We start from the raw sequence: 25,417 nt of genomic DNA on the forward strand, positions 1-25,417 counted from the left end.
CCATGGCCACCACCACGACCGCCCGGCCACCCGCCCCCGCCGCCCCTGCCCGACGCCGCTCCGCGCGGCCAGGCGTGTGGCTGGGCGGGGCGGCCGCGGCGCTCGTGGTGACGGTGCTGGTGGCCGTGACCATCGGGACCGCGAACCTGTCCGTGGCCGAGGTGTGGCGATCCATCGCCTGGCACGTCACCCAGGCCCTCGGGCTGGGCGACGCGGTCTCGGTGGACCCGTTGAGCCGCCTGCGGGACGGCATCGTGTGGGAGCTGCGCCTGCCCCGGGTGCTCACCGCCGCCGCAGTGGGGGCCGGGCTCGCGCTGTGCGGGGTGGTCATGCAGTCCCTCACCCGCAACCCCCTGGCCGACCCCTATCTCCTCGGCCTGTCCTCAGGAGCCTCCCTCGGCGCCGTCGCCGTGCTGGTCCTGGGCCTGAGCGTGCTGCTCCCGGTCGCCGCCTTCACCGGGGCGGTCCTGGCCCTCGCCGCGGCCCTGGCCCTGGCCGGGGCGCTGGGCACCATCACCCCCACCCGCACCATCCTGGCTGGGCTGGCGATCAGCCAGCTGTGCGCGGCGGCGACGTCGTTCATCATCTTCTGGTCGGCGACCGGGGACTCCTACCGGGAGATCCTGTCCTGGCTCATGGGGTCGGTGGCCGGGGCCACGTGGTCCTCGGTCGCGATCGCCGCCGGGGCGGTCGTCGTGCTCGGCGTGCCGCTCGCCCTGAGCGGGTCGGTGCTGGACGCCTTCACCTTCGGCGACACGGCAGCCTCGGCCCTGGGCGTCTCGGTCAAGGGCACCCGGTGGGTGCTCCTGGTGGCGGTCGCACTGCTCACCGGTGCGCTCGTGTCGGTGTCCGGGTCGATCGGCTTCGTCGGTCTCATCCTGCCGCACGCCGTGCGCCTGGTCACCGGTGCCCGGCACCGGCTGCTGCTGCCGTTGTCCGCCCTGTGCGGGGCGACCTTCCTGGTGTGGGCGGACACCCTGGCCCGGACCGTCTTCGCCCCGCGGGAGGTACCGGTGGGGATCATCACCGCGGCGCTGGGCGCACCGGTCTTCGCGGTGATCCTGTGGCGTGGGAGGGAGCGGGTATGAGCGCGATGGACGGCCTCGCGGTCGAGAGGGTCACCTGGTCGATCGGGGACCGGCTCATCGTCGACGGGATCGACTGCACCGCGCCCGCGGGCGCCGTGACCGGGCTCATCGGGCCCAACGGCTCGGGCAAGTCCACCCTGCTGCGCGTGCTCGCTGCGGTCCAGTCCCCTGACGCCGGCCGCGTGCTGCACGACGGCGAGGACCTGCTCGCGCTCGGGCGCCGGCGTCGGGCGCGGCGCCTGGCCTTCGTGGAGCAGGAGGCCGCGACCGACCTGCCGCTCAGCGTGCTCGACGCCGTGCTGCTGGGCCGCATCCCCCACCGGTCGCTGCTGGCCGGGGACTCTGCGGCCGACGTCGCGGTGGCTCGCGAGGCGCTCGCCCGCGCCGGGGTGAGCGAGCTCGCCGACCGGTCGCTGGGCACCTTGTCCGGCGGGGAGCGCCAGCGGGTGCACGTCGCCCGGGCCCTCGCCCAGGAGACCCCCCTGCTGCTGCTCGACGAACCCACCAACCACCTGGACATCGCCGCGCAGCTGTCTGTCATGACCGTGCTGCGCAAGCTCGCCGCGGACGGTGTCACGGTGCTCACCGCGCTGCATGACCTCAACCTGGCGGCCGGGTCCTGCGACCACGTCGTGCTGCTCGCCCAGGGCCAGGTGGTGGCCGCCGGCAGCGTGGCGCAGGTGCTGGTGCCGCAGGTGCTCGAGCCGGTCTACGGGGTGCGGTGCGACGTGCTCACCCACCCGCGGACCGGGCGTCCGGTGCTGGTCTTCGGGGAGTGACCGCTCACCGTCTCCGCCCTGCAGCGGCTCTCTCGCAGCCGTAGCGTGGACGGGACGGCTCCTGCCGGCGTCGTCCTGGAGAGTGGAGAGAGTGGAGACGATCATGGCTCACGGCGACATCACGCACATCGACATCCCGGTCAGCGACGTCGCTCGCGCGACCTCGTTCTACAGCTCGTTGTTCGGCTGGGACATCGAGGAGGTCCCGGGCTTCGAGGGCTACCCCATGTGGCAGGCGCCCAACAAGATCAGCGGCGGCGGCCTCGCCCCGCGGGAGGACGGCTTCACCGCCCCGCGCAGCTACGTCGAGGTCGACTCCGTCGACGACTCCCTCGCCCTGGCCAGGAAGCTCGGCGGGAAGGTCCTCATGGAGAAGATGGAGATCTCACCGACCAGCTGGTGGGCCGTCGTCGAAGACACCGAGGGGAACCCGATCGGCATGTACGAGGGCACCACCTCGATGGAGTGAGGCCTGGTCCCATCCACGGAGTGGGTCCCAGGCCGCGCCCGGCTAGGCGGAGTCCCGCACCACCAGCGAGGTCTGCAAGGTCATCGCCGCCGGGGCCTCGCCGTCCATCACCTCGAGCAGCAGACGCACCATCTCGGCGCTGATCCGCTCGAAGGGCTGACGCATGGTCGTCAGGGCCGGGTGCAGCGCCGCGGCGACGCCGGAGTCGTCGAAGCCGCCCACCGCGATGTCCTGCGGCACCCGGCGTCCCGAGGACTGCAGCGCCACGAGGGCGCCGGCGGCCATGAGGTCGGAGGCCACGAACACCGCGTCGATGTCCGGGCGACGCTCGAGCAGCTCGAGCATCGCCAGCCGCCCGCTCTCGCGGGAGTAGTCCCCGTGTGCCACGAGGCTCTCGTCGAAGCGGTCACCGAGCACGTCCCGGTAGCCCTCCAGGCGCAGCGTGCCACCGGAGGTGTCCATCGGGCCGGTGATCGTGGCGATCCGCGAGTGACCGGAGTCCAGCAGGTGCTGGGTCATGGTGCGCGCTCCGGCCCGGTCGTCGGCCGCGACGTAGCCGACCTTGCCCTCGTAGCCGAGCGGGATGCCGCACGCCACGGTGGGGATCTTGTGCTTGAGCAGCTCCCCGACCATCGGGTTGCCCTGGTGGGAGCTGATGAGCAGCACCCCGTCGACGTGCCCGGCCGCGACGTAGGACGCGATCCTGCGCCGTTCTTCAGCCGTGCCGGCGAGCATGAGCAGCAGCGGGATCTCCCGTTTTGCCAGCTCGTGGGCGGCCCCCCGCAGCAGGATCGAGAAGTTGGGGTCCTCGAAGAGCAGGTGCTGCGGCTCGGTGAGCAGGAACGCCACCGAGTTGGACCGCCCCGTCACGAGGCTGCGGGCGTGCTGGTTGGCCGAGTACCCGGTGGTCCGGATGGCCTCCTGGACGGCGACCAGCGCCTCCGGGGAGACCCAGTGACCTCCGTTGATGACTCGAGACACCGTCCCGCGGGAGACACCGGCTGCGGCGGCGACGTCGCGGATCGTGGGACGGCGCCGCGGCGCGCCACCGGGGGTCTTGCCCGATTCCTTCACAGGACGAGAGTCTACTGACATGACTCAGGCCTTCACTCCCCCGGCGGCCAGGTCGACCTGCCAGTAGCGCTGCAGGACGAGGAACAGTGCGATGAGCGGGATGATCGACAGCAGCGCGCCGGTGATCACCAGGGTGTACAGCGCCGGCTGGGAGGCTCCCTGGTTGAGCAGACCGGACAGGCCCACGGTGAGCGGGAAGAGCTTGTCGTTGCCGAGCATGATGTACGGCAGCATGAAGTTGTTCCAGATGGCCACGAACTGGAAGAGGAAGACCGTCACCAGGCCGGGCATCATCATCGGCACCGCGACCTGGAAGAAGGTGCGGGTCTCGCTGGCGCCGTCGGTGCGTGCCGCCTCGACGATCTCGTCAGGCACCGAGGCCGCGGAGTAGATGCGGGCGAGGTAGATGCCGTACGGGCTGATGATCGAGGGCAGCAGGACCGCCCAGTAGGTGTTCGTCAGGCCGATCTGCGCCAGCAGCAGGTACTGCGGGATGGCCAGCACCACACCGGGGACCAGCACGCCGGCCAGGAGCACGTTGAACACCGCGGACTTGCCGCGGAAGCGGTACTTGGCCAGGGCGTAGCCGGCCATCGCGGAGACGACGACGGAGAGGATCGCCCCGACGCCGGCGTACAGCGCGGTGTTGAGCATCCAGCGCCAGAACAGCCCGTCGCGGTAGGCGGCGAGGTCACTGATGTTGGTGAGCAGGTGCGTCGAGGGGGCGAAGGTGAAGGAGGAGAAGAGCTCTCGTCCGGACTTCGTCGCGGCGACGAGCACCCATGCCACGGGCAGCAGGCAGTAGGCGGCCCCGACGAGCAGGATCGCGGTGGCTGTCCCGCTGGGACGCTCGCCGGCGCCGCGGACGGTGGTGCGGTTCGCGCGGGCGGCCCGGCGTCGGGCGGGGGCGGTGACTGCGGCGTCTGCGGAGCGGGCGTCACGAGTGGGGGTCTGGGTGCTCATGGTCACTTCTCCTGGCCGAAGGCGCGGTTCTGGACGAGCCTCAAGAACCCGAACGAGAGGACAAAGGTTGCGAGGGCGATGATCACGGAGGTCGCTGCAGCCGAGTTGAGGTCGCCGCGGATGAAGGCGTCGCGGTAGACCTTCATGAGCGGGGTCCACGTGCTCGAGATCGTGTTGCTCAGCGGCTTGAGGGTCGTTGGCTCGGCGAACACCTGAAGGGTGGCGATCATCGAGAAGACGCAGGTCATGATGATCGAGGGGATGACGGAGGGGATCTTGATCCGGGTGGCGATCTGGATCTGCGTGCACCCGTCGAGCTCTGCCGCCTCGTACTGCTCGGTCGGGATGGCCTTGAGCGCGGTGTAGATGACCACCATGTTGAAGCCCACACCTCCCCAGATGGCGATGTTCGCGACGGCGAAGATCACCAGGTCGGAGGAGAACAGGGAGGGCACCTCCCAGCCGAGCTTGTCGAAGACGTAGTAGAACGGGCTGACCCCCGGCAGGTACAGGAAGCCCCACAGCAGCGAGGAGATGACCGCGGGCACCGCGTAGGGCAGGAAGATCGAGACGCGGGAGAAGGTCTTGGCCCGGCTGCGCCGGGCATCGAGCAGGAGCGCGAAGACCAGCGCCAGGCCCAGCATGATCGGAACCACGAGGAGGCCGTAGAGTCCCACGCGGCCGACCGAGGCGAGGAACTCAGGGTCGGAGAGGGAGTTGACGTAGTTGGTGAAGCCGTTCCACACCTCGGTGCGCGCGCCCTTGCCCAGACCGAGCCCGCTGACCTTCTCCGCCCGGAAGCTCAGGTACACCGAGTAGCCGATGGGCAGCGCCAGGAAGAGCGCGAACAGGACGATCGCCGGGGCGAGGAAGGCCCAGGGGGCCGCAGCCTTGCGCTGGAAGCCGGGCTTGCGGCGTCGGGCAGGGACTGTCGGCGGTGCTGTGGTGCCCGCACGCGGGTGGGTGGTGCTCACGTTCTCTCCTTCGACCTCAGGTCGGGGACTGCTTCACGGGTGCTGCTGGACAAACCTGGGTCGGGCGGGGCCGGTGGACCACGCGCCACGGCGGCCGCCCGCCTCCGCGTGGGAGGCGGGCGGCTGCACGGGTCACTCCTTGACGTTGAACCCGGAGTTCTTGAGGTCCTCCAGGGTCACCTTCTGCATGGAGGCGACCGCGTCGAGGAACTGCGACTTCGACTTCGACTCTGCGGCCTTGCCGAACTCGTCGTTGTACGCGGAGTACGCGACGTTGACGTTGGGGCCGTAGGTGAAGCTGCCAGCGGTGCTCGCGGTCTCGCCGGCGATGGTGAAGAAGTCCGGCTGGTTGGCGAAGAACGCCGGCGGCTCAGCCAGCGCGCCGGCCTGGGCCGGGGAGTACGCCGGGTAGATGCCGGCCTCGGCGACGAGCGCGTTGACGGCGTCCTGGTCGGTGTTGAGCCAGGTGACGAACTTGGCGGCCTCGACAGGGTACTTCGACTGCGACGTCACGGCCGTGGCCGAGCCGCCCCAGTTGCCGGTGGCGGGCTCGGCAGAGTCCCACTGCGGCATGGGAGCCATCTCCCACAGGCCCTGGGTGTCGGGGGCGTTGCCCTCGAGGACCCCAGGGGCCCACACGGCGGACAGCCATCCGACCTCGGTGCCGTTGTTCAGCGCGGCGTTCCACTCCGGGGTGTACATCGGCTTGTTGTTGATGACTCCGGACTCCACGAGCCCGCCCCAGTAGTCGGCGACCTTGGTGGTGGCCTCGTCGTCGACCGAGACGGTCCAGGCGTCCCCGTCGATGCCCCACCAGGACGCACCGGCCTGCTGCGCAAGACCGGTGAACCAGCCCGCGTCGGTGGCGGAGAAGGTGCCGAGGTAGACGTTCGGGTCGGCCGCGTGGATGGTCGCGGCCGCGGCGGCGTACTCCTCCCACGTGGTCGGTACCTCGATGCCGAGGTTCTCGAAGACGTCGGCACGGTAGTAGAACTGCATGGGGCCGGAGTCCTGCGGGACGCCGTAGACGGCCTCGGAGCCGAGGGTCACCGCGTTCCAGACCCCCTCGGGGAACCCGTCGGCGACGTCGGAGCCGACCTCGCTGGAGATGTCGGCGAGGGCGTCGGAGGAGACCAGGGTGGGGATCTTCTGGTACTCCGCCTGCATGATGTCCGGTGCGCCGGAGCCGCCCTTGATCGCGGTGAGGAGCTTGGTGACCGCGGGGTCTCCACCGTCCTGCTTGTTGACCGTGACCTGGATGTCGGGGTTCTCGGCATTCCAGAGGCTGACGACCTTCTCCATGTTCGGGGCCCAGGTCCAGAAGGTCAGCTCGACCTTCTCCCCCGCAGCGGCACCCGAGGTGCCGGTCGACCCGCTCGAGCTGTCGGTGCTGGAGCAACCGGTGACCAGGAGCGCGGCGGCTGCGAAAGCGGCTGCTGCCTTGAAACCTGTGGTCAGGCGCATGAATCCTCCTCATTAAGGACCGCCGCACGCCTGGAGTGGACCGGGCGCCTCACGACGATGTGAACAACTGTGCACGGTCACAGTACATTGAGCGGAGCCTCGCTTGTCAACACGGTCATTGATCGTGTTACCTAGTCGTTGCACGGCCAATGAAGACTGTGATCGTGCACAGGATTGCACCTAAGGAGTGTCATGACGTCTGCACAGCACCGTCCGGTGGGCCCCCGCTACGAGGGATGGCTGACCGGGATCGACTCGATCTGCTACGGCGGGGACTACAACCCCGAGCAGTGGCCCGAGGAGGTGTGGGAGCAGGACGTCACTCTCATGCGCGAGGCAGGTGTCAACCTCGTGAGCATCGGGATCTTCAGCTGGGCCCTGCTCGAGCCGCGCGAGGGCGAGTTCGACTTCGCCTGGCTGGACCGGCTCATCGAGCTGCTGCACGCCAACGGCATCCACATCGACCTGGCCACCCCCACTGCTTCCCCGCCGGCGTGGTTCTTCCACGCCTACCCCCAGGCGCGCGTGGTCACCCGCGAGGGCACCGTGCTGGGCTTCGGCTCCCGTGGCATGGCCTCCCCGTCCTCCCCCGACTACCGTGCGGCGGCCCTGCGGATCACCGAGGCCCTGGGTGACCGCTACGGCTCGCACCCCGCCCTCGCGCTGTGGCACGTCCACAACGAGTACGGCGCCCCCGTCTCCGAGGACTACTCCCCCACCAGCGCCGCGGCCTTCCGCGACTGGCTGCGCGCCCGCTACACCACCCTCGACGGCCTCAACGCCGCCTGGGGCACCCGGTTCTGGGGCCAGGTCTACGGCGAGTGGGAGCACGTCGGCGTGCCGGCGGCGACCCCGTCGGTGGCCAACCCGGCCCAGCGGCTGGACTTCGCCCGGTTCACCAACGACTCCCTCCTGGCCTGCTTCACGGCCGAGCGCGACGCGCTGCACGCCCGTTCCCAGGCCCCGGTGACCACCAACTTCATGGCCGCCGAGTGCCCCTCGACCGACCTGTTCGCCTGGGGCCGGGAGGTCGACGTGGTCTCCAACGACCACTACCTCACCGCAGCCGACCCTCGCTGCGAGGTGGGCCTGGCCCTGGCGGCCGACCTCACCCGCTCGGTGGCCGGCGGGAAGCCGTGGATGCTGCTCGAGCACTCCCCGTCCGGGGTCAACTGGCAGCCGCGCAACGTCGCCAAGCGCCCGGGCGAGATGGCTCGCAGCGCCTTCTCCCACGTGGGACGTGGCGCAGACGCGGTGATGTTCTTCCAGTGGCGGGCCTCGCGGTCCGGCGCGGAGAAGTTCCACGGCGCGATGCTCCCGCACGCCGGGACCTCCTCCCGGGTGTGGCGCGAGATCGTCGCCCTGGGCGCCGACCTCGCCGCCGCGAGCGAGCTGGTCGGCTCCCGGGTGAGCGCCGACGTCGCGCTGCTGTGGGATCAGGAGTCGCTGTGGGCGCAGGGGCTGGAGTGGCGACCGTCCGTCGACGTCGACGCCCGCGAGCGCATCAACACCTTCTACGACCGGTTCTGGCGCGACGGCGTCCAGGTGGACTTCGCCCACCCGTCCCAGGACCTGTCCGGCTACAAGCTCGTCGTCGCCCCGGCGTCGTACCTGCTCACGGCGGAGTCCGCAGCGAACCTCACGCGCTTCGTCGAGGGCGGTGGCACGCTGCTGGTCTCGTTCTTCTCCGGGATCGTCAACGAGTTCGACGCCGTCCACGAGGGCGGGTTCCTCGCCCCGCTGCGCGACGCGCTCGGGGTGACGGTCGAGGAGTTCCTGCCGCTGCGGGCGGGCGAGACCCTTCAGGTGGCGCTGGACGACGCCGGCGTGGCACCCGGCCTGACCGGCACGCTGACCGCGTCGGTGTGGGCCGACGACCTCACCCTCGCCGGGGCGAGCGTGGTGGGCACCTACCTCGACGGTCCCGCCCCCGGCGCGCCGGCCATCACCCGCAACACCCACGGCAGCGGGACCGGGTGGTACCTGTCCACCCAGCTCGACGTCGACGCGCTGGCGACCGTGCTGGCCCCCGTCTACGCCGACGCCGGCCTCACGCCCAGCGGGCTGCCTGAGGAGCTCGAGGTGATCCGCCGCTCCGGCGCGGCCGCGGACTACGTCGTGGCCATCAACCACGGCAGCTCCCCGCTGTCCGTGGAGAGCTCAGCCGCGCTCGGGACGCCGGCCGCCGGCGCCACCGACCTCATCACCGGCGCCGAGGTCGACGCCGACGTGAAGGTCGAGGCCGGCGGGGTCCGGGTGCTGCGGGTCCCTCGCGCGATCAGCTGATCGCGTCCACCTGACCGGGGCGACCTGGTCAGGGCTCCGGCGCCGCCCTGCCAGAGCCCTGACCGGGTCGCCTCTTCTTTACCCTCACGCCGCGGGACCCGTGCGGTCAGCCATCCGGGGCACCTCGATCGCCGGGCAGGTGTCCATGACGACGTCGAGCCCGGCTCGGGCGGCACGCTCGGCCGCCGCCTCGTCGATCACCCCGAGCTGCAACCACACGGCCTTCGCGCCGACGGCGATCGCCTGGTCGACGACGTCGCCGGCCAGCTCGGAGCGGACGAACACGTCGACGACGTCGATCTGACCGGGCACGTCGGCGAGGGTCGCATAGCCGCGGGCGCCGTGCACCGTCTCGGCCTTGGGATGCACCGGGACGATCTCCATGCCCAGCCCCTGCAGGTAGGACGCGATGCCGTAGGCCACCCGGTCGGGGTTGTCCGAGAGCCCGACCACGGCCCACCGGCCAGGCTCGGTCAGCAACCGTCGGATCACGTCGGGGTCGTTGGTGTGTGTCATGCCCCTACGCAACCACACCCCGCTCCTCGGCGACACCGGCCGCGTCCCCGGGGGCCGGTGCGCCTCATTCGCGCGTCCGCACGTCCGCGTCGGTGCTCGGCTCGGGGTCGCGGCGACTCACGATGAGCACCCGGGTGGCCGAGGCGAAGCCCAGGACGACGAAGACCAGGGCAGCCAGGAGCGCCCACCGGCTCCCGTCGGCGAAGCCTTGGGCAAGGGCGTCGGTCGCCTCCCGGGTCCGGTCACCGAGCGGGCTCGCCGTCCCCTGGTCGCGCAGCGCCGTGATGGTCGACCCGGCGGAGCTCTTCGTCCCCTCCGCCAGCTGGGACGCCTCCTGGGCGCTCAACCCAGGCACCTTCTCCAGGGCAGCAGGGAGGGAGTGGGTCAGCCCGGCTGCGAGCGCCGCCCCCGCGACAGCGGCACCGAGGGCAGCACCGACCTGCCGGACGGTGGACTGGGTCGCCGAGCCCTGACCCGAGGCATTGACCGGCACGTCGCGCAGCACGGTGCTGGTCAGCTGGGCGGAGGCCAGACCGAGGCCCAGGCCGTAGACCGCCAGGAGCGCGGCCACCCACCACCCGGAGACGGAGTCGGAGAGCACGAGGGCGACCGCGCAGATCCCGACGCTCTCCAGGCCGAGCCCGATGAGCACGACCTTCGGCGCTCCGTACCGTGCCGCGAGGTGGCGGGCCGAGGCCCCGGAGAAGAAGGCACCCAGGGCCATCGCCGCGAGGACGAGGCCGGCGCCCATGGTGCTCAGACCGAGCGCGTTGACGAGGAAGAGCGGCAGCACGAAGACGATGGCGAACTCACCGACCGCGACGGTGGCGGCGGTGACGTTGCCCCAGCTGAAGGTCTCGATCTCGAAGAGGTCGAGGTCGAGGATCGCGGAGCGATGCACCCGGGCCCGGTGACGCTCCCAGACGACGAACGTCGTGAGCGCGACCACCGCCACCGCGAAGAGCGGAGGGATGATCGAGATCGGCCAGGTCTCAGGCCAGGTGAGGCCGGCGACGGTGAAGTCCTTGAGCGGCTTCCACCATCCCAGCGTCGACCCCTCGATGACCGCGAAGACGAGCGCTCCCAGACCGACGGCACTGAGCAGCAGTCCGTCGACGTCCACCCCGCGGGCGTGCTCGCCGCTGCGGGTCTCCGGGACGGTGAGCAGAGCCCCGACGAGGACCGCCAGGCCGATCGGGATGTTGACCCAGAAGATCCACTCCCAGGAGAAGTACGTGGTCAGCCACCCGCCGAGCAGCGGGCCCACGGCTGCTGCCCCGGAGATGACGGCGCCCCAGATACCGAAGGCGACGGCGCGGTTGCGTCCCCGGAAGGTCGCGTTGACCGTCGACAGGGTGCCCGGCAGGATGCATGCGCCCCCGACGCCCTGGACCACCCGGGCCACGATGAGCGACTCCGCGCTGTTCGAGGTGGCGGCCATGATCGACCCGATCATGAACACCACGAGACCGCCGATGAAGACGCGACGCCGCCCCGTCCGGTCACCGAGCCGTCCGGTGCTCAGCAGCAGCGCCGCGAAGACCACGGAGTACAGGCTGTTGACCCACTGGCTGTCGGTGAGGTCGAGGGACAGGTCCTCGATGATCGTGGGGAGGGCGACGCCGACGATCGTCCCGTCGATGACGATCATCGACAGCCCGGTCGCGAGGACCCACAGCCCGATCCACTGCCGCGTGCTCACCTCGGGGGTCTGGGGGGCTGCCTCGGAAGCTGTCACGTCTGCGCTCCGATCTCGGATGCCGCGCCCTGGCCAGGCACCTCAGCCCATCATCCGCCGACCTGTCCGGGGGTGCAGCGGGAAGCCCGCTGTCATGATGGACCGATGACGACTCCCGACCTGTGGCTCACCGGCGACCACGACGCCGACCGTCTGCTCTCGACCGACCCCTTCGCCCTGCTGCTGGGGATGCTGCTGGACCAGCAGGTGACCATGGAGTCCGCCTTCGCGGGCCCGCTGAAGATCGCCGAGCGGCTGGGATCCCTCGATGCGGCCGAGATCGCCGCCTCCCCGCCGCAGGACTTCGCCGCGCTCTGCGCCACGCCTCCTGCGGTGCACCGCTACCCGGGATCGATGGCCGGCCGGATCCAGGCGGTGGCCCGCACCGTCGTCGACTCCTACGGCGGTGACGTGAGGCGGCTGTGGACCGACGGCGATCCCGACGCCCGGGAGGTGCTGCGCCGGCTCAAGGCGCTGCCCGGCTTCGGTGAGCAGAAGGCTCGGATCTTCCTGGCGCTGCTGGGCAAGCAGTACGGCGTGCAGCCCGCGGGATGGCGCGAGGCTGCGGGCCCCTACGGCGAGGACGGCGCACGACGGTCGATCGCCGACGTCACCGACGAGGAGAGCCTGCGCCAGGTCCGCGAGACGAAGCAGGCCGCCAAGGCGGCCGCGCGGGCGGCTAAAAGCTGAGGATCTAGACTGGCGACCATGCGTGCAACAGTGATCTACGGCGAACGTGACGTTCGCCTCGACGATGTCCCCGATCCCACGATCCTCACCCCGAGCGACGCGGTGGTGCGCGTCGTGGCGTCCTGCGTGTGCGGCTCCGACCTGTGGTCCTACCGCGGCATCGCACCGACTGCGCAGCCGCGCCGGATCGGCCACGAGATGGTCGGCGTGGTGGAGCAGATCGGCTCCGAGGTCGAGACGATCGCCGTCGGCGACTTTGTCATCGCCCCCTTCTACTTCTGCGACAACACCTGCGTGAACTGCGCCAACGGGGTCAGCACCTCGTGCCTGCACGGCGGCTGGTGGGGCTCGGCCGACCGGGACGGTCACCCCGTCGACGCCGCCCAGGGCGAACGTGTCCGCGTCCCCCTCGCCGACGGCACCCTGGTCGCCACTCCCACCATGCCCGACGACGCCCTCATCCCCTCCCTGCTCACCCTCTCCGACGTCATGGGCACCGGCCACCACGCCGCGCTGTCCGCCGGGGTCACCGACGGCAGCACCGTCGTCGTGGTGGGCGACGGCGCCGTGGGCCTGTGCGCGGTGCTCGCCGCCACACGGCTGGGCGCCTCGCGCGTCGTGGCCATGTCCCGCCACGCCGACCGCCAGGCGATCGCCCGGGAGTTCGGGGCGACCGACATCGTCGCCGAGCGCGGCGACGAGGGTGTGGCGCGCATCAAGGAGCTCTTCGGCGGCATCGGACCGGACGCGGTGCTCGAGTGCGTGGGCACCCAGGAGTCCATGGACCAGGCGCTGCGGTCCGTCCGCCCGGGCGGCACGGTTGGCTACGTGGGTGTGCCCAACGGCGGCCCCGAGCTGCCCATCCGCACGCTGTTCAACTCCAACATCGGGGTGAACGGCGGCGTGGCACCAGTCCGCGGGTACATCGAGGAGCTGCTCCCCGAGGTGCTCTCCGGCGCGATCAACCCGGGCCGCGTCTTCGACCTGGAGCTGCCGCTCTCCGAGGTCGCTGAGGCCTATGCCGCGATGGACGAACGCCGCGCCACCAAGGTCCTGCTGCGTCCCTGACACCCACCCGGCCCCTGGCCCCGCTGCTCACGGTGGGGCCAGGGGCTCTCAGGTGCGGTCGGTGTCCTGGCCGGTAACTAGCCGGTAGCCGCCGCGCGGCCCTCGGCCCACCCGCGGGCGTAGGCCTCGGCGCTGCCCTCCCGGAACATGTCCTGCGCCGGGTCGCGGACCAGGACCCGGGCTCCGGGGCCGTCGTCGGGCAGCACGTGCTGGGCCAGGCCGCGGAGCACCGCGACCGGGCGGCCGGCGGCCTTGCCCTTGACGAGCTCGGCGGCTGCGGCAACCTCGTCGGCCACCGCGGTGACGGTCACGGTGAGCTCGCGGCCATGGGAGTCGGTGCCCCCGCGCAGGTCGTCGAGGACCGCGAGGCCGGCGGCGCCGATCGCGATGTCCGTCAGCCCGTTGCGCCAGGCACGCCCGGAGGTGTCGGAGACCACGACGCCCACGCTGACACCGTGGCGCTCGCGCACCGCGGCGCGCAGACGCCGGGCGGAGTCGTCCGGGTCGAGGGGCAGCAGCAGCACGGTCCCCTCGGGGGTGTTGGACGCGTCCACCCCCGCGGCGGCCATGACGAGGCCGAGGCGGTTCTCCACGATCCGCAGCAGACCACCGGGGTGCTCACGGGTGGCGACCACCCGGACCGTCTCGTCGGTGATGGCCTGCTCGCGGTCCTGGGCGGCGATCATCCGCCCTTCTGCCTTGGAGACGATCTTGCTCGTCACCACGAGGACGTCACCGTCGCGCAGGTCAGCCAGGACAGGGGCGAGCACGTCGGCGAGGTCGTCGCCGACGTGGACCTCACCGATCCCCGCAGGCGCCCAGATGCGCAGCTGCGACGGGTCGGCGTCGTGCGGGGTGGGAGCGGCGGTCACCGGCTGAGCTTGGGCAGGACGTCGCGGCCGAAGGTCTCGATCCACTCACGCTGGTTGCGTCCCACGTTGTGCAGGTAGATGCGGTCGAAGCCGAGGTCGACGTACTTCTGGATATTGGCGCGGTGCACGTCCGGGTCGGCGGAGATGACCATCCGCCCCTCGAAGTCCTCGGGCCGGACGAGCTTGGCGATCTGCTCGAACTCGAAGGGCGAGCGGATGTCCGCCTTGGGGAACTTCATCCCGCCGTTGGGCCACTCCGTCATCGCGTTGGCCATGGCGATCTCGTCGGTCTCGGCCCACGACAGGTGGATCTGCAGCACCTTCGGCATGGACTCCGGGTCACGTCCGGACTCCCGGGCCCCGTCGTCGAACTTCCCGAAGAGCATCGAGATCTTCTCCAGCGGCGCGCCCACGGTGATGAGACCGTCGGCGTGCTTGCCCGCCCGCTTCGCCGTGACCGGGCCTGCCGTGGCCACGAGGATCTCCGGGGCTACCTCAGGCATCGTCCACAGGCGCGTGGACTCGAGCTTGTAGAACGGACCGGAGTGCTTGACGTCCTTGCCCGCCAGCGAGGCGGTGAACAGCTTCTTGATGATGTCGATCGCCTCGAACATCCGGTTGATGCGCTCCGGCGCCTCGGGCCAGTACTGCCCGGTGATGTGCTCGTTGAGCGCCTCCCCCGAGCCCAGCCCCAGCCAGTGCCGCCCCGGGTACATCGCTGCGAGCGTCGCAGACGCCTGAGCCACCATCGCCGGGTGCCAGCGGAAGGTCGGCGCGGTCACCCCCGGACCGATGTCTCCGCGGGTGCGCTCACCCAGGGCCGCGAGGACGTTCCACACGAACGCGCTCTGGCCCTGCTGAGGAACCCACGGCTGGAAGTGGTCCGCAGCCATCACCCCGCTGAACCCCTGCGACTCGGCGAACTCCGAGAAGGCGAGGATGTCGGTCGGGTGAAACTGCTCGAGCATCGCGGCATAGCCGATGGTCAGATCCATGCAACGACCTTAGACCCAGCGAGCCCGATCCCACCGCCCAGACGGCTCATTGCCCGGCCTGGACGCGAGAAGAGCGCCACCCGACGGCAGGTCGGGCGGCGCTCTCCCCGCGCTCAGCGGCGCGGTGACGGGTCAGGACGGGCGGAGGTCAGGTGAACAGCGGAGTCAGAGCCGCGTACTCCTCGACCGAGCCGTCGCGCAGGCAGACCTCGATGATCTCGCGGCCCAGCGGGTCGAGGTCGTCGGTGAGGAACTGCGTGAGCTCGCTCTTGAAGAAGTCGGTGATGATCTTCGCCCCGGCGTCGTAGGCCTCCACGCCCACCTGCGACTGGAGCTCGGGGCGCAGGAACGTGGGGCGGATGAGCTGCCCGTCGATCTTCATCTCCTTGAGCGTGTACCCGAACAGCGCACAGCGCGACGGCGTGAGCTCCTCCGCACGCAGCTTGCCGCCCCCGCGACGGGCGAGGTACTCCCGGGTGAGCCACTCGGCCGCGAAGTCGACCTTGTACGCGCCGATGTGCTGGTTGGGGGTCAGCACGTAACGCGTGCGGTCCATGTCCACGAGCTGGCGCAGCAGCAGGTTCGCCGCGGCCACCTTGGTGCCGGTCGCGAAGGGCCAGTACGAGCCGACGCCCTCGGCGACCATGCCGCCGTGGGAGAGCTTGTCGGTCGCGGTCTTGGACTCCCCGATCGAGGGGTTCTTGTCCCCGCGCGGGGCGATGAGACGCCAGATCCACGCCAAGGACGGGGGCACGATGTGCGTCATGCCCATGATCCCGTAGGTCGGGTTCTCCCGGGTGCAGGCCGGCATCCGGGCGCCGAAGGTGCGCACGTCGACCTCCTCGGCCCCGGTGACGTCCGTCATGAGGTGGCGCGGCACGACCACCCGCGGGTTGGGGCAGCGCTTGCCGTTGGAGTCGAGGGTGTGCTCCCACGGCAGCACCGTGGCGTCGGGGACGCCGTGGATGTTGAAGAAGACGAGCGGCTGGTCGGGGTGGATGACGGCGCGCTCGAGGTGCACGTCCTGGCCGTAGCCGGTGAGGTTGTCGACGCGGACGAACCAGCCGTCCTCGGCGTCGGCCACCACGAGCCGGCCGTCTCCGGTCTGCAGGTCGACGTGGCACAGCGTCATGTCGTCGGTGACCGGCGCGAGGGCGCTGGTCTCGCCGAGGGTGATGACGTAGGGCTCGTCGGAGACGACGTTGGTCCCCAGCAGGATCCGGCCGTCCTCCTGGCGGCGGATCTCCTGGCACATCTCGGACTTGCCGCCGCCCGAGGCGCCCTCGTGCATGATGACGGTCTCGTTCTCGTACGGGGTGGTGACACGGACGGAGGAGGCGTGGGCGGTGACCCAGCCCTCCTGCTCACCGACGTCCAGGAGGACGGAGAAGACGCCCTTCTTCGCGCTGGGGCCCGGGTAGAGGTTGTAGGCGAAGACCTCGTGCAGCGTCTCGGAGCGGTCGTGCACCACGACCTGACGGCCCTCGAAGTGCGTGTGCCGGAACGGCGGGGCGACGTAGAGGATGGACCGCGGCTCGAAGGGACCGAGCTCGTCGAAGGTGACCCAGCCCTGCAGGTCGACGAGGGTCAGCGCGAAGAAGGCGGAGTTGACCGGGCAGATCGCCAGCGAGGGGTAGCCGTGCGTGAGGCCACCAGCCTTGAAGGGCACCACGACGAGGTCCTGACCGGCCAGCCAGTCCAGCGTCTCGGCCTTGACCGAGGCGAACTCCGCGCCGAAGACGTCGCGGTAGCGGGGCTTGTCCGTGGGCAGGTCGTCGGCGATGCGCATGCAGTCCGGGTCCCGGCGACGCATGTAGTCCTCGGGGTAGTTCACCGCGATGCCGTTCTTGCACCGCACGACCTCGGCCTCGGGCACCGGCGTGCCGAAGACGTCGTACTCGACCGTGAACCGCGGGCCGCCGTCCGGGCCGAGCGCCAGCTGGTAGAGCTCGTCACGGGAGGTGGGGACGATGACGTTGGCACAGGCGTCCAGGGCGGCCTGGACAGCGGGGGGAAGAATCATGCCTGCGGGGATGGACCCCGTCCCGGACAGAGCCACGCTGTCGATCAGTGTCATAGCTACTCCAAGGTCGGACCTCACGTGAGGGCGTCGGACATCGGCCGAGCGCGGCGATCTCACCCAGGCCTTTGCATGGAGATTACGAGTCGATGACCATGTCAACCAGGGACCTTTGACTAAATCTTCTGCTGGCTCGTTCCGCAGGCCCCGCAGCGGCGGACGAGGACGGGAAGCGCGCGCGAATCTGGGAAGATGGGTCCCATGAGTTCATCTGACACCCCCGCGCCCGCGAACCCCTCGACCCCGCCGCAGTCCCTGGTGGCCACGGTCAAGCAGGTTCCGGACAAGGTCAGCCTGGACGGCCTCGAAGGTCAGTGGGACGCCGCCTGGTCCGCCCAGGGCACCTACGCCTTCGATCGCACCGCTGAGCGCGACCAGGTGTACTCCATCGACACCCCGCCGCCGACCGTCTCCGGCTCGCTGCACGTGGGGCACGTGTTCAGCTACACCCACACCGACGTCATCGCGCGCTTCCAGCGCATGCGCGGCAAGTCTGTCTTCTACCCGATGGGCTGGGACGACAACGGCCTGCCGACCGAGCGCCGGGTGCAGAACTACTACGGCGTGCGCTGCGACCCTTCCCTCCCCTACGTCGAGGGCTACCAGCCGCCGCTCGAGGGCGCCGAGGGCAAGAGCGTCAAGGCCGCCGACCAGCAGCCGATCAGCCGCAAGAACTTCGTCGAGCTGTGCGAGCGTCTCACCGCCGAGGACGAGAAGCAGTTCGAGGCCCTGTGGCGCTACCTCGGCCTCTCGGTCGACTGGAACCACCACTACCAGACCATCGGGCAGACGGCGCAGGCCACCGCGCAGACCGCCTTCCTGCACAACCTGGCCCGCGGCGAGGCCTACCAGGCCGAGGCCCCCGGGCTGTGGGACGTGACCTTCCAGACCGCGGTCGCCCAGGCCGAGCTCGAGGCCCGCGACTACCCCGGCCACTTCCACAAGGTCGCCTTCCACGCTCCCGACGGCTCGAAGGTCTACATCGAGACCACCCGTCCCGAGCTGCTGCCGGCCTGCGTGGCGCTCATCGCCCACCCCGACGACGAGCGGTACCAGCACCTCTTCGGCACGACCGTGCGCTCCCCCCTCTTCGACGTCGAGGTGCCGGTCATCGCGCACACCGCCGCCGAGCCGGACAAGGGCGCGGGCATCGCCATGTGCTGCACCTTCGGTGACCTCACCGACGTGCAGTGGTGGCGCGAGCTGCAGCTGCCGACCCGCTCCATCCTCGTCCGCGACGGCCGGATCACCCGCGAGGTCCCCGAGTGGCTGACCTCCGAGCGCGCCGTCGCGCTGTTCACCGAGCTGCTGGGCAAGACGACCTTCTCCGCCCGCACCGCGATCGTCGACGCCCTGCGTGAGGCCGGCGACCTGGACGGCGAGCCGGTGCCCACCCAGCGCAAGGCGAACTTCTTCGAGAAGGGCGACAAGCCCCTGGAGATCGTCACCAGCCGCCAGTGGTACATCCGCAACGGCGGACGCGACGCGGACCTCAACGCCGCCCTGCTGGCCCGCGGGGAGGAGCTGAAGTTCCACCCCGAGTTCATGGCCGTGCGCTACTCCAACTGGGTGAGCGGGCTCAACGGCGACTGGCTGGTCTCCCGCCAGCGCTTCTTCGGTGTGCCGATCCCGGTCTGGTACCCGGTCGACGCCCACGGCGAGCCGCAGTGGGACGCCCCGATCGTCCCCGACGAGGCCATCCTGCCCATCGACCCGTCCTCCGACGTGCCTGCCGGCTACACCGCCGACCAGCGCGGACAGGCCAGCGGCTTCATCGGCGACCCGGACATCATGGACACCTGGGCGACGTCCTCGCTCACCCCGCAGATCGCCGGTGGCTGGCTCTCCGACCCTGACCTGTTCTCCCGCGTCTTCCCGATGGACCTGCGCCCCCAGGGCCAGGACATCATCCGCACCTGGCTGTTCTCCACGGTTGTGCGCTCCCACCTCGAGCACGACTGCCTGCCCTGGGCCAACGCCGCGATCTCCGGCTGGATCCTGGACCCGGACCGCAAGAAGATGTCCAAGTCCAAGGGCAACGTCGTGACCCCGATGGGGCTGCTGGAGGAGCACGGCTCCGACGCCGTGCGCTACTGGGCCGCCTCGGCTCGCCTGGGCACGGACGCGGCCTTCGAGGTGGGGCAGATGAAGATCGGTCGCCGGCTGGCGATCAAGGTCCTCAACGCGAGCAAGTTCGCACTGTCCTTCGCCGGTGAGGGTGAGGTCAGCCTCGACCCCGCCCGCGTCACCGAGCCGATCGACCGTGCCATGCTCGCCGGCCTGGCCGACGTCGTCGACCGCGCGACCGCGGCGCTGGAGTCCTACGACCACACCCGGGCCCTGGAACTGGCCGAGACCTTCTTCTGGACCTTCTGCGACGACTACCTCGAGCTCGTCAAGGACCGTGCCTACGGTGCCGGTTCCCTCGAGGTCTCCCCCGAGACCGACTCCGCTCGCACCGGCCTGGCCATCGCGCTGGACACGATGCTGCGGCTGTTCGCCCCGGTCCTGCCCTTCGCGACCGAAGAGGTGTGGTCCTGGTGGCGTGAAGGCTCGGTGCACCAGGCCGCCTGGCCGACCTCGGACCGCCTGCGCGAGGCTGCCGGCGACGCCGACACCTCGGTGCTCACCGCCGCCGGTCACGCCCTCGCCGCGCTGCGCAAGATCAAGTCCGAGGCGAAGGCCTCCATGCGGACCCCGATCCTGCTCGCCGAGCTGGCCGTGCCCCGCGCCTACCTGCACGCGATCGAGGCAGCCGTGGTCGACATCCGCGGCGCTGGACGGGTGACCGGCGAGCTCCGGCTGGAGATCGCCGCCGACGGTCAGGGTGACCCGGCCGTCCAGGGTGGCATCGTCGTGGTGCAGTCCGAGCTCGGCGAGGCCGAGACGAAGGTGAAGCAGCCGCGCGCCTGAGTCCCCCGCCACCCCGTTCTGCCGCTCACCGTCGAGAAAGGCGCACCCATGCGCGAGTACACCTCCCCCAGCGTGGCTGATGTCACCGCTGAGACATCGATCAACACCCTGCTCGCCACCCGGGTGGCAGCAGGAGGGGACGGGGTGCTCATCGAGCGCAAGGCCCACCTCGGCGACGCATGGATCGCGATCACCGCGAGCCAGTTCCAGGCGCAGGTCACGGCGGTGGCCAAGGGCCTGGTCGCCCACGGCGTGGCCGTGGGCGACCGGGTCGCGATCATGTCCCGCACCCGCTACGAGTGGACGCTGCTGGACTTCGCCATCTGGGCGGCCGGGGCGGTTCCGGTGCCGGTCTACGAGACGAGCTCGGTCGAGCAGATCCGCTGGATCTGCTCCGACGCGGGCGTACGGATGGCGATCGTGGAGACGACCGCCCACGGCGTGCTCTTCGAGGACGCCCGCTCGACCCTGCCCGGCGTCGACTCCGTCCTGGTCATCGACGAGGACGCGGTCGAGATGCTGCGTGCGGCCGGCACCGAGGTCCCCGACGCCGAGATCACCGCGCGCGCCACGGGCGTGCACGGGTCCGACCTCGCCACGATCATCTACACCTCCGGGACGACCGGACGGCCCAAGGGCGTCGAGCTGACCCACTGGAACTTCGTCTACCTCACGCGCAACGGGGTGGGCGGGCTGGGGCAGATCTGCTCCAGCCCCGGCGCTCGCACGCTGCTGTTCATGCCGCTCGCGCACGTCTTCGCGCGGTTCATCGAGGTGCTGTGCGTGACCTCGGGGGCGGTCATGGGCCACACCCCGGACACCCGCAACCTGCTGCCTGACCTGGCCACCTTCCGTCCGACCTTCCTGCTCGCGGTCCCTCGGGTCTTCGAGAAGGTCTACAACTCCTCCGAGCAGAAGGCTGGGGCCGGCACCAAGCTCAAGCTCTTCCGGTGGGCCGCGAAGGTCTCAATCGCCGCCTCGCGCGCGAGCGAGACCCCGGAGGGCGTCCCCACCGCGCTCAAGGCTCAGCACGCCCTCGCTGGCGCGCTCGTCTACCGCAAGCTGCGCACCGCGCTCGGTGGCACCCAGTACGCCATCTCCGGCGGCGCACCCCTGGGTGACCGGCTGGGCCACTTCTACCGTGGCATCGGCCTGACCATCCTTGAGGGCTACGGCCTCACCGAGACCACCGCACCGACCGCGGTCAACCTGCCGGGCCTGGTCAAGATCGGCACCGTCGGCCCCGCCTTCCCCGGCACGAGCATGCGCATCGACGACGACGGCGAGATCCTCGTGCGCGGCGACCACGTCTTCCGCGGCTACCACAACAACCCCGAGGCCACCGCTGATGCCCTGGTCGACGGGTGGTTCCGGACCGGTGACCTCGGGTCCCTCGACGACGACGGCTACCTGCGCATCACCGGTCGCAAGAAGGAGATCATCGTGACCGCGGGCGGCAAGAACGTCGCGCCCGCCATGCTCGAGGACCGCCTGCGCGGCCACCCGCTGGTCAGCCAGTGCGTCGTGGTGGGCGACCAGCGGCCCTTCATCGCCGCTCTGGTCACCCTGGACGGGGAGATGCTGCCCGGGTGGCTGCGCAGCCACGGTCTGCCCCCGATGGACGTCGCGACCGCGAGCAGCGCCCTGGAGGTGCTCGAGGCTCTCGACCGTGCGGTCGACCGCGCCAACGAGGCCGTGTCCCGGGCCGAGTCCATCCGCAAGATCCGCGTGCTCACCACCGACTTCACCGAGGAGAACGGGTACCTCACCCCGTCCCTCAAGGTGAAGCGGGCCCTGGTGCTCAAGGACTTCCAGCCGGAGATCGAGCAGATCTACGCCGCAGGCTGAGCCGTGGCCCGCAACCCGGTCGTCTCGATCGACGCAGTCGAGGTCGGTCCGCCGGACCTGCCCGCGCAGCTGCCGTGCACGGCCACCTTGTTGCGCATGCTTCCTGGCCCGGACCGCGAGGGGTACGCCCTGGCCTCCCTCGCCCACCCGATCCGCTTCTCCACGACCACGGCGCAGCTGGGCGAGGGCACCTATGACACGAGGCGGCTGGCGGGCGCGGACCCGGCCACCGTCGTCGTGCGCGCGGACGGCTCGGTCGAGGCGCTCGTCTACGGCCTGGTCCTCGCGCCCCGGGTCGCCGGTGCACGGTTCCACCCGGCGATGACGGGCTTCCCGGTGGCCCTGGCCTACATCCTCGACCCGACCCAGCTGCGGGACGCGGCCGTCGACCTCACCAAGGTGCACTACGCCGCGATCGCCCTCATCTCCGTGGTCGACGCGGGCGGCTGAGAGCCCGGGCACGCCGCTGGCCCGGGACGGTCTCCCCGTCCCGGGCCAGCGGGTGGTCAGGCGAGGTTGGAGATGCGGGAGGTGTCCGAGGACAGGCTCGGCGAGAGACCGTCTCCAGGGGTCCCGTCGTCGTGCCAGCGCAGCACCGCGCCCACACCGTCGCTCAACGCCAGGGCGTCGGTGGGGACGAAGGTCAGCCCAGCGTCCTGCCCCAGCGCCGCCCGCACCAGGGCGACCGTGGCCGGGAGCTGGTAGGCACCGTCCTCGACGCCCAGGTCGCCCAGACCGTCGGTGGTCACGGCGAGCTGGAGGGGCTGGGGGCCCACCCACACCGTGAGCCCGGCGAGGTCGGTGTCGGGGCCGTACTCGTCGGAGAGCAGCAGCTCACGGACCTGTCCGCGGGCGAGGACGGCCACCACGCTCTCCAGACCGCTCACGCCGCCGACGTTGCGACCGCGCTCGGACCGGAACTCCTCGAGCATCGCCTCGCGGCGGCGAGCCCGGTACTCGTCGAGGGCGTTCTCGATGTGCGCCTCGAAGGCTGCCTCGTTGACCCCGGAGGCACGAGCCCCGCCGGGGACGTCGACGACGAGCTCGAGGGTCTTCTTGCCGAGCGCCCCGCGCAGCAGCGCGACCGCCCGTACGTCACCGGAGAGAAGGATGAGCTCGGGACGGTGGGCGACCACCTGACGCTCGAGGTCCGCCGCGACCACCTCGGCGTTACGCTCCCAGGAGTCCTCCGCGCGGGTCTCCAGGCGCCGGTTGCTCATGCCTCCGGCGCTCACCTTGCTGATGACGTCGTGGGAGCCCTCGACCGTCTCGGCCTCGGGGTAGGGCAGGTGGCCACCGGCCTCGGCCCAGGTGAGGTCGGCACCCTGCCGGTCCACGACCACGCGGAGGTAGTCGACGGAGTCGTCGGCGGCGCGGGCTGCTTGCAGCAGCTCGGGCACGGGGCCGTAGGTGGCCTTCTGCACGGCAGGAGGGTCCTTGATGACCCGGTCCACGAGGATGCCGTCGGAGGCGTTGGCGACGATGACTCGTCCGTGCGGGCCGCCCACCCGAGTGGGCCTGAGCACCTCGTCTTCGATGATCTGGATGACCTCGGGGGCCGCGCCGTCCTTCTCCAGGGAGCGTCGCAGGCTACGCCATCTCTCACCGACCTCGCGGTCCCCCTCACCGATCCGGGTCGCGTCGATGTAGACGGTTGCGAAGGGGCCGGGAGTTCCCAGAAGCGGCTTGAGCCAGTCAATCTTCATACAAAGACCTCGTGCCTTCCATAGGAGGCGGTCGGCCGGAGCGGTCCGACCGCAGGCACTCCAGTCTCTGTCACCTGCCACACCCTCGCCACTGGGCCCGTGCGCCCTGAACCTGTCAGGAGTAGGTGTCGAGGACCCCTGCGCTGCCGTGCGCAGCGGCGATCCGCTCGTGGTGGCGGATCACCTCCGAGACGATGAACTCGCGGAACTTCTCCGCGAAGGCCGGGTCCAGGCCTGCCTCGAGGGCGATCGAGGTCAGCCGCTCGATCTGCTGCTGCTCGCGCTGCGGGTCGGCCGGGGCCACTCCCCCGTGCGCCTTGAGCTCGCCGACCCGCTGGGTGAACTTGAACCGCTCAGCCAGCAGGTAGACCAGCGCACCGTCGATGTTGTCGATGCTCCCCCGCAGACGCAGGATCTCGTCTCGGATGGTGGGATCTTGGGTCGGGTCGGAGCGTTCGTCCGAGGGCATCGACTCAGGCGCTCTTCTCGCGCGGCGCGGCCTTCCCGCGCGTGCTGCGCGGCACGAGGGTGGGGTAGACGTTCTCCAGGACGACCTCGCCCGTGACGACGACCTTCTCGACGTCGTCGCGGCTGGGGACCTCGAACATCACCTGCTGGAGGACCTCCTCCATGATGGCGCGCAGGCCGCGTGCACCGGTGCCGCGCAGCAGCGCCTGGTCGGCGATGGCCTCGACCGCGTCCGGGGTGAACTCGAGCTCGACGCCGTCGATCTCGAACATCCGCTGGTACTGCTTGACCAGCGCGTTGCGGGGCTCGGTGAGGATCTGCACGAGGGCGGTGCGGTCGAGCGGCTTGACGGTGGTGATGACCGGCACGCGGCCGATGAACTCGGGGATGAGCCCGAACTTCAGCAGGTCCTCGGGCATGACGTCGTCGTAGGCGTCGGACGCCTCGACCGACTGCAGCGGGGCACCGAAGCCGATGCCGTGCTTGCCGGCCCGCGAGGACACGATCTCGTCGAGCCCGGCAAAGGCACCGGCGACGATGAACAGCACGTTCGTGGTGTCGATCTGGATGAACTCCTGGTGCGGGTGCTTGCGTCCGCCCTGCGGCGGCACAGAGGCGGTGGTGCCCTCGAGGATCTTCAGCAGCGCCTGCTGGACACCTTCCCCGGACACGTCACGGGTGATCGAGGGGTTCTCCGACTTCCGAGCGATCTTGTCGACCTCGTCGATGTAGATGATGCCCATCTCGGCCTTCTTGACGTCGTAGTCAGCGGCCTGGATGAGCTTGAGCAGGATGTTCTCGACATCCTCACCGACGTAGCCGGCCTCGGTCAGCGCGGTGGCGTCGGCGATGGCGAAGGGCACGTTGAGCATCTTCGCCAGGGTCTGGGCGAGGTACGTCTTGCCGCAGCCGGTGGGACCGATGAGCAGGATGTTCGACTTGGCGAGCTCGACCTGGGCGGCGTCCTCACCCACGGAGCGCATGCCCTCGCTGGCCTGGATCCGCTTGTAGTGGTTGTACACGGCGACGGCCAGGGAACGCTTGGCACCCTCTTGGCCGATGACGTACTGCTCGAGGAAGTCGAAGATCGCCCGGGGCTTGGGCAGCTCGACGAGGCCGATCTCGGCCGCCTCGGTGAGCTCTTCCTCGATGATCTCGTTGCACAGCTCGATGCACTCGTCGCAGATGTACACCCCAGGGCCTGCGATGAGCTTCTTGACCTGCTTCTGGGACTTCCCACAGAAGGAACACTTCAACAGGTCTGCGCCGTCACCGATGCGAGTCACAGTAGGTCTCCTCCCGGTCCGCCCCCGTGCGGAGCGGATCGTTGCCCGCGCTGACGCGCAGGGTCACGCTGACGCTGGTCCGAATGATCTTGCGTCTATTGCACACCACCGGAGCGCCGATGTCGCCATGGCGCTCCGGT

The 25,417-nt window shown here is 70.4% G+C and carries 21 protein-coding genes; 9 read left to right on the forward strand and 12 right to left on the reverse strand.

Translation table 11 applies throughout. The features are described from left to right. Positions 1–2 precede the first annotated feature (2 nt). The 3 genes from SS2_RS10185 (at position 3) to SS2_RS10195 (ending at position 2,336) form a co-directional block, all read left to right on the forward strand. Positions 3–1,088: a putative F420-0 ABC transporter permease subunit gene (locus tag SS2_RS10185; RefSeq protein WP_083942114.1), complete on the forward strand. Its 1,086-nt coding sequence runs from the start codon at positions 3–5 to the stop codon at positions 1,086–1,088. Then, positions 1,085–1,867, forward strand: coding sequence for a putative F420-0 ABC transporter ATP-binding protein (locus SS2_RS10190; protein ID WP_369405213.1), 783 nt, complete (start codon positions 1,085–1,087; stop codon positions 1,865–1,867). Before SS2_RS10185 ends, SS2_RS10190 begins: the two co-directional genes overlap by 4 nt. A 103-nt stretch (positions 1,868–1,970) precedes the next feature. Beyond that, positions 1,971–2,336, forward strand: a complete 366-nt coding sequence (locus tag SS2_RS10195) for a VOC family protein (RefSeq protein WP_066463891.1) — start codon at positions 1,971–1,973, stop codon at positions 2,334–2,336. Positions 2,337–2,378: 42 nt separating this feature from the next. Here the strand turns inward: SS2_RS10195 and SS2_RS10200 are convergent, their stop codons facing one another. From SS2_RS10200 to SS2_RS10215, 4 genes are all read right to left on the reverse strand, one after another. After that, the gene (locus SS2_RS10200) at positions 2,379–3,410 is read right to left on the reverse strand and encodes a LacI family DNA-binding transcriptional regulator (protein ID WP_245643503.1); all 1,032 of its coding nucleotides are present in this window, start codon (positions 3,408–3,410) and stop codon (positions 2,379–2,381) included. A 24-nt stretch (positions 3,411–3,434) separates the two neighbouring features. Continuing rightward, positions 3,435–4,373 (reverse strand): carbohydrate ABC transporter permease, encoded by a 939-nt coding sequence (locus tag SS2_RS10205; protein WP_083942115.1) that lies wholly within the window; start codon positions 4,371–4,373, stop codon positions 3,435–3,437. Positions 4,374–4,375: 2 nt separating this feature from the next. Then, positions 4,376–5,347, reverse strand: coding sequence for a carbohydrate ABC transporter permease (locus SS2_RS10210; RefSeq protein ID WP_066463685.1), 972 nt, complete (start codon positions 5,345–5,347; stop codon positions 4,376–4,378). Between the two features lie 132 nt (positions 5,348–5,479). Then, positions 5,480–6,811, reverse strand: coding sequence for an ABC transporter substrate-binding protein (locus SS2_RS10215; RefSeq protein ID WP_066463686.1), 1,332 nt, complete (start codon positions 6,809–6,811; stop codon positions 5,480–5,482). A 192-nt stretch (positions 6,812–7,003) separates the two neighbouring features. Here SS2_RS10215 and SS2_RS10220 point away from each other — a divergent pair, with 192 nt between their 5' ends. Then, positions 7,004–9,097, forward strand: coding sequence for a beta-galactosidase (locus SS2_RS10220; RefSeq protein WP_066463687.1), 2,094 nt, complete (start codon positions 7,004–7,006; stop codon positions 9,095–9,097). An 84-nt stretch (positions 9,098–9,181) separates the two neighbouring features. Here SS2_RS10220 and SS2_RS10225 read toward each other — a convergent pair whose 3' ends face one another. Both SS2_RS10225 and SS2_RS10230 read right to left on the reverse strand, forming a co-directional pair. Continuing rightward, on the reverse strand, positions 9,182–9,613 hold the full coding sequence (locus SS2_RS10225; protein ID WP_066463688.1) for a CoA-binding protein: 432 nt from the start codon (positions 9,611–9,613) through the stop codon (positions 9,182–9,184). Between the two features lie 64 nt (positions 9,614–9,677). Then, complete coding sequence (locus SS2_RS10230; protein WP_066463690.1) at positions 9,678–11,351, reverse strand: DHA2 family efflux MFS transporter permease subunit; 1,674 nt, start codon at positions 11,349–11,351, stop codon at positions 9,678–9,680. Positions 11,352–11,456: 105 nt separating this feature from the next. Between SS2_RS10230 and SS2_RS10235 the strand changes: the two genes are divergently transcribed. Continuing rightward, the gene (locus tag SS2_RS10235; protein WP_066463692.1) at positions 11,457–12,041 is read left to right on the forward strand and encodes an HhH-GPD-type base excision DNA repair protein; all 585 of its coding nucleotides are present in this window, start codon (positions 11,457–11,459) and stop codon (positions 12,039–12,041) included. A gap of 18 nt (positions 12,042–12,059) precedes the next feature. Further along, entirely contained in the window at positions 12,060–13,109 is a 1,050-nt protein-coding gene (locus SS2_RS10240; RefSeq protein WP_066463693.1) for a zinc-dependent alcohol dehydrogenase family protein, read from the forward strand. A gap of 77 nt (positions 13,110–13,186) precedes the next feature. Here SS2_RS10240 and SS2_RS10245 read toward each other — a convergent pair whose 3' ends face one another. From SS2_RS10245 to SS2_RS10255, 3 genes are all read right to left on the reverse strand, one after another. After that, a complete protein-coding gene (locus SS2_RS10245) occupies positions 13,187–13,981 on the reverse strand; it encodes a coenzyme F420-0:L-glutamate ligase (RefSeq protein WP_066463696.1) in 795 nt (264 codons plus the stop codon). Next, positions 13,978–14,976, reverse strand: a complete 999-nt coding sequence (locus SS2_RS10250) for a TIGR03557 family F420-dependent LLM class oxidoreductase (protein ID WP_066463697.1) — start codon at positions 14,974–14,976, stop codon at positions 13,978–13,980. Before SS2_RS10250 ends, SS2_RS10245 begins: the two co-directional genes overlap by 4 nt. A gap of 148 nt (positions 14,977–15,124) precedes the next feature. Further along, on the reverse strand, positions 15,125–17,053 hold the full coding sequence (locus SS2_RS10255; RefSeq protein WP_083942117.1) for a DUF4914 family protein: 1,929 nt from the start codon (positions 17,051–17,053) through the stop codon (positions 15,125–15,127). Positions 17,054–17,257: 204 nt separating this feature from the next. Between SS2_RS10255 and valS the strand changes: the two genes are divergently transcribed. The 3 genes from valS to SS2_RS10270 are packed head-to-tail and all read left to right on the forward strand — an operon-like array spanning position 17,258 to position 22,267. After that, the gene (gene valS, locus SS2_RS10260; protein ID WP_066463698.1) at positions 17,258–19,969 is read left to right on the forward strand and encodes a valine--tRNA ligase; all 2,712 of its coding nucleotides are present in this window, start codon (positions 17,258–17,260) and stop codon (positions 19,967–19,969) included. A 48-nt stretch (positions 19,970–20,017) separates the two neighbouring features. After that, the gene (locus tag SS2_RS10265; protein ID WP_066463699.1) at positions 20,018–21,817 is read left to right on the forward strand and encodes an AMP-dependent synthetase/ligase; all 1,800 of its coding nucleotides are present in this window, start codon (positions 20,018–20,020) and stop codon (positions 21,815–21,817) included. Positions 21,818–21,820: 3 nt separating this feature from the next. Next, complete coding sequence (locus tag SS2_RS10270) at positions 21,821–22,267, forward strand: hypothetical protein (RefSeq protein ID WP_066463701.1); 447 nt, start codon at positions 21,821–21,823, stop codon at positions 22,265–22,267. A gap of 56 nt (positions 22,268–22,323) precedes the next feature. On the opposite strand, the gene SS2_RS10275 is transcribed toward SS2_RS10270, so the two are convergent. The 3 genes from SS2_RS10275 to clpX all read right to left on the reverse strand — a co-directional run bounded on the left by SS2_RS10275 (position 22,324) and on the right by clpX (position 25,277). After that, a complete protein-coding gene (locus tag SS2_RS10275; RefSeq protein ID WP_066463703.1) occupies positions 22,324–23,523 on the reverse strand; it encodes a baeRF2 domain-containing protein in 1,200 nt (399 codons plus the stop codon). Positions 23,524–23,638: 115 nt separating this feature from the next. Next, positions 23,639–23,992, reverse strand: a complete 354-nt coding sequence (locus SS2_RS10280; RefSeq protein ID WP_066463704.1) for a chorismate mutase — start codon at positions 23,990–23,992, stop codon at positions 23,639–23,641. A 4-nt stretch (positions 23,993–23,996) separates the two neighbouring features. After that, the gene (clpX, locus tag SS2_RS10285) at positions 23,997–25,277 is read right to left on the reverse strand and encodes an ATP-dependent Clp protease ATP-binding subunit ClpX (protein WP_066463707.1); all 1,281 of its coding nucleotides are present in this window, start codon (positions 25,275–25,277) and stop codon (positions 23,997–23,999) included. Between the last annotated feature and the right edge of the window lie 140 nt (positions 25,278–25,417).

The sequence above is a fragment of the Sanguibacter suarezii NBRC 16159 genome, from assembly GCF_001552735.1.
In the GTDB taxonomy this organism is placed as follows: domain Bacteria; phylum Actinomycetota; class Actinomycetes; order Actinomycetales; family Cellulomonadaceae; genus Sanguibacter; species Sanguibacter suarezii.

Excerpts from the sequence above, each read along its gene's own strand:
- SS2_RS10185 (WP_083942114.1), top strand. The coding sequence starts at position 3 with ATGGCCACCACCACGACCGCCCGGCCACCCGCCCCCGCCGCCCCTGCC.
- SS2_RS10190 (WP_369405213.1), top strand. The coding sequence starts at position 1,085 with ATGAGCGCGATGGACGGCCTCGCGGTCGAGAGGGTCACCTGGTCGATC.
- SS2_RS10195 (WP_066463891.1), top strand. The coding sequence starts at position 1,971 with ATGGCTCACGGCGACATCACGCACATCGACATCCCGGTCAGCGACGTC.
- SS2_RS10205 (WP_083942115.1), bottom strand. The coding sequence starts at position 4,373 with ATGAGCACCCAGACCCCCACTCGTGACGCCCGCTCCGCAGACGCCGCA.
- SS2_RS10215 (WP_066463686.1), bottom strand. The coding sequence starts at position 6,811 with ATGCGCCTGACCACAGGTTTCAAGGCAGCAGCCGCTTTCGCAGCCGCC.
- SS2_RS10220 (WP_066463687.1), top strand. The coding sequence starts at position 7,004 with ATGACGTCTGCACAGCACCGTCCGGTGGGCCCCCGCTACGAGGGATGG.
- SS2_RS10225 (WP_066463688.1), bottom strand. The coding sequence starts at position 9,613 with ATGACACACACCAACGACCCCGACGTGATCCGACGGTTGCTGACCGAG.
- SS2_RS10235 (WP_066463692.1), top strand. The coding sequence starts at position 11,457 with ATGACGACTCCCGACCTGTGGCTCACCGGCGACCACGACGCCGACCGT.
- SS2_RS10240 (WP_066463693.1), top strand. The coding sequence starts at position 12,060 with ATGCGTGCAACAGTGATCTACGGCGAACGTGACGTTCGCCTCGACGAT.
- SS2_RS10250 (WP_066463697.1), bottom strand. The coding sequence starts at position 14,976 with ATGGATCTGACCATCGGCTATGCCGCGATGCTCGAGCAGTTTCACCCG.
- SS2_RS10255 (WP_083942117.1), bottom strand. The coding sequence starts at position 17,053 with ATGACACTGATCGACAGCGTGGCTCTGTCCGGGACGGGGTCCATCCCC.
- valS (WP_066463698.1), top strand. The coding sequence starts at position 17,258 with ATGAGTTCATCTGACACCCCCGCGCCCGCGAACCCCTCGACCCCGCCG.
- SS2_RS10265 (WP_066463699.1), top strand. The coding sequence starts at position 20,018 with ATGCGCGAGTACACCTCCCCCAGCGTGGCTGATGTCACCGCTGAGACA.
- SS2_RS10275 (WP_066463703.1), bottom strand. The coding sequence starts at position 23,523 with ATGAAGATTGACTGGCTCAAGCCGCTTCTGGGAACTCCCGGCCCCTTC.
- SS2_RS10280 (WP_066463704.1), bottom strand. The coding sequence starts at position 23,992 with ATGCCCTCGGACGAACGCTCCGACCCGACCCAAGATCCCACCATCCGA.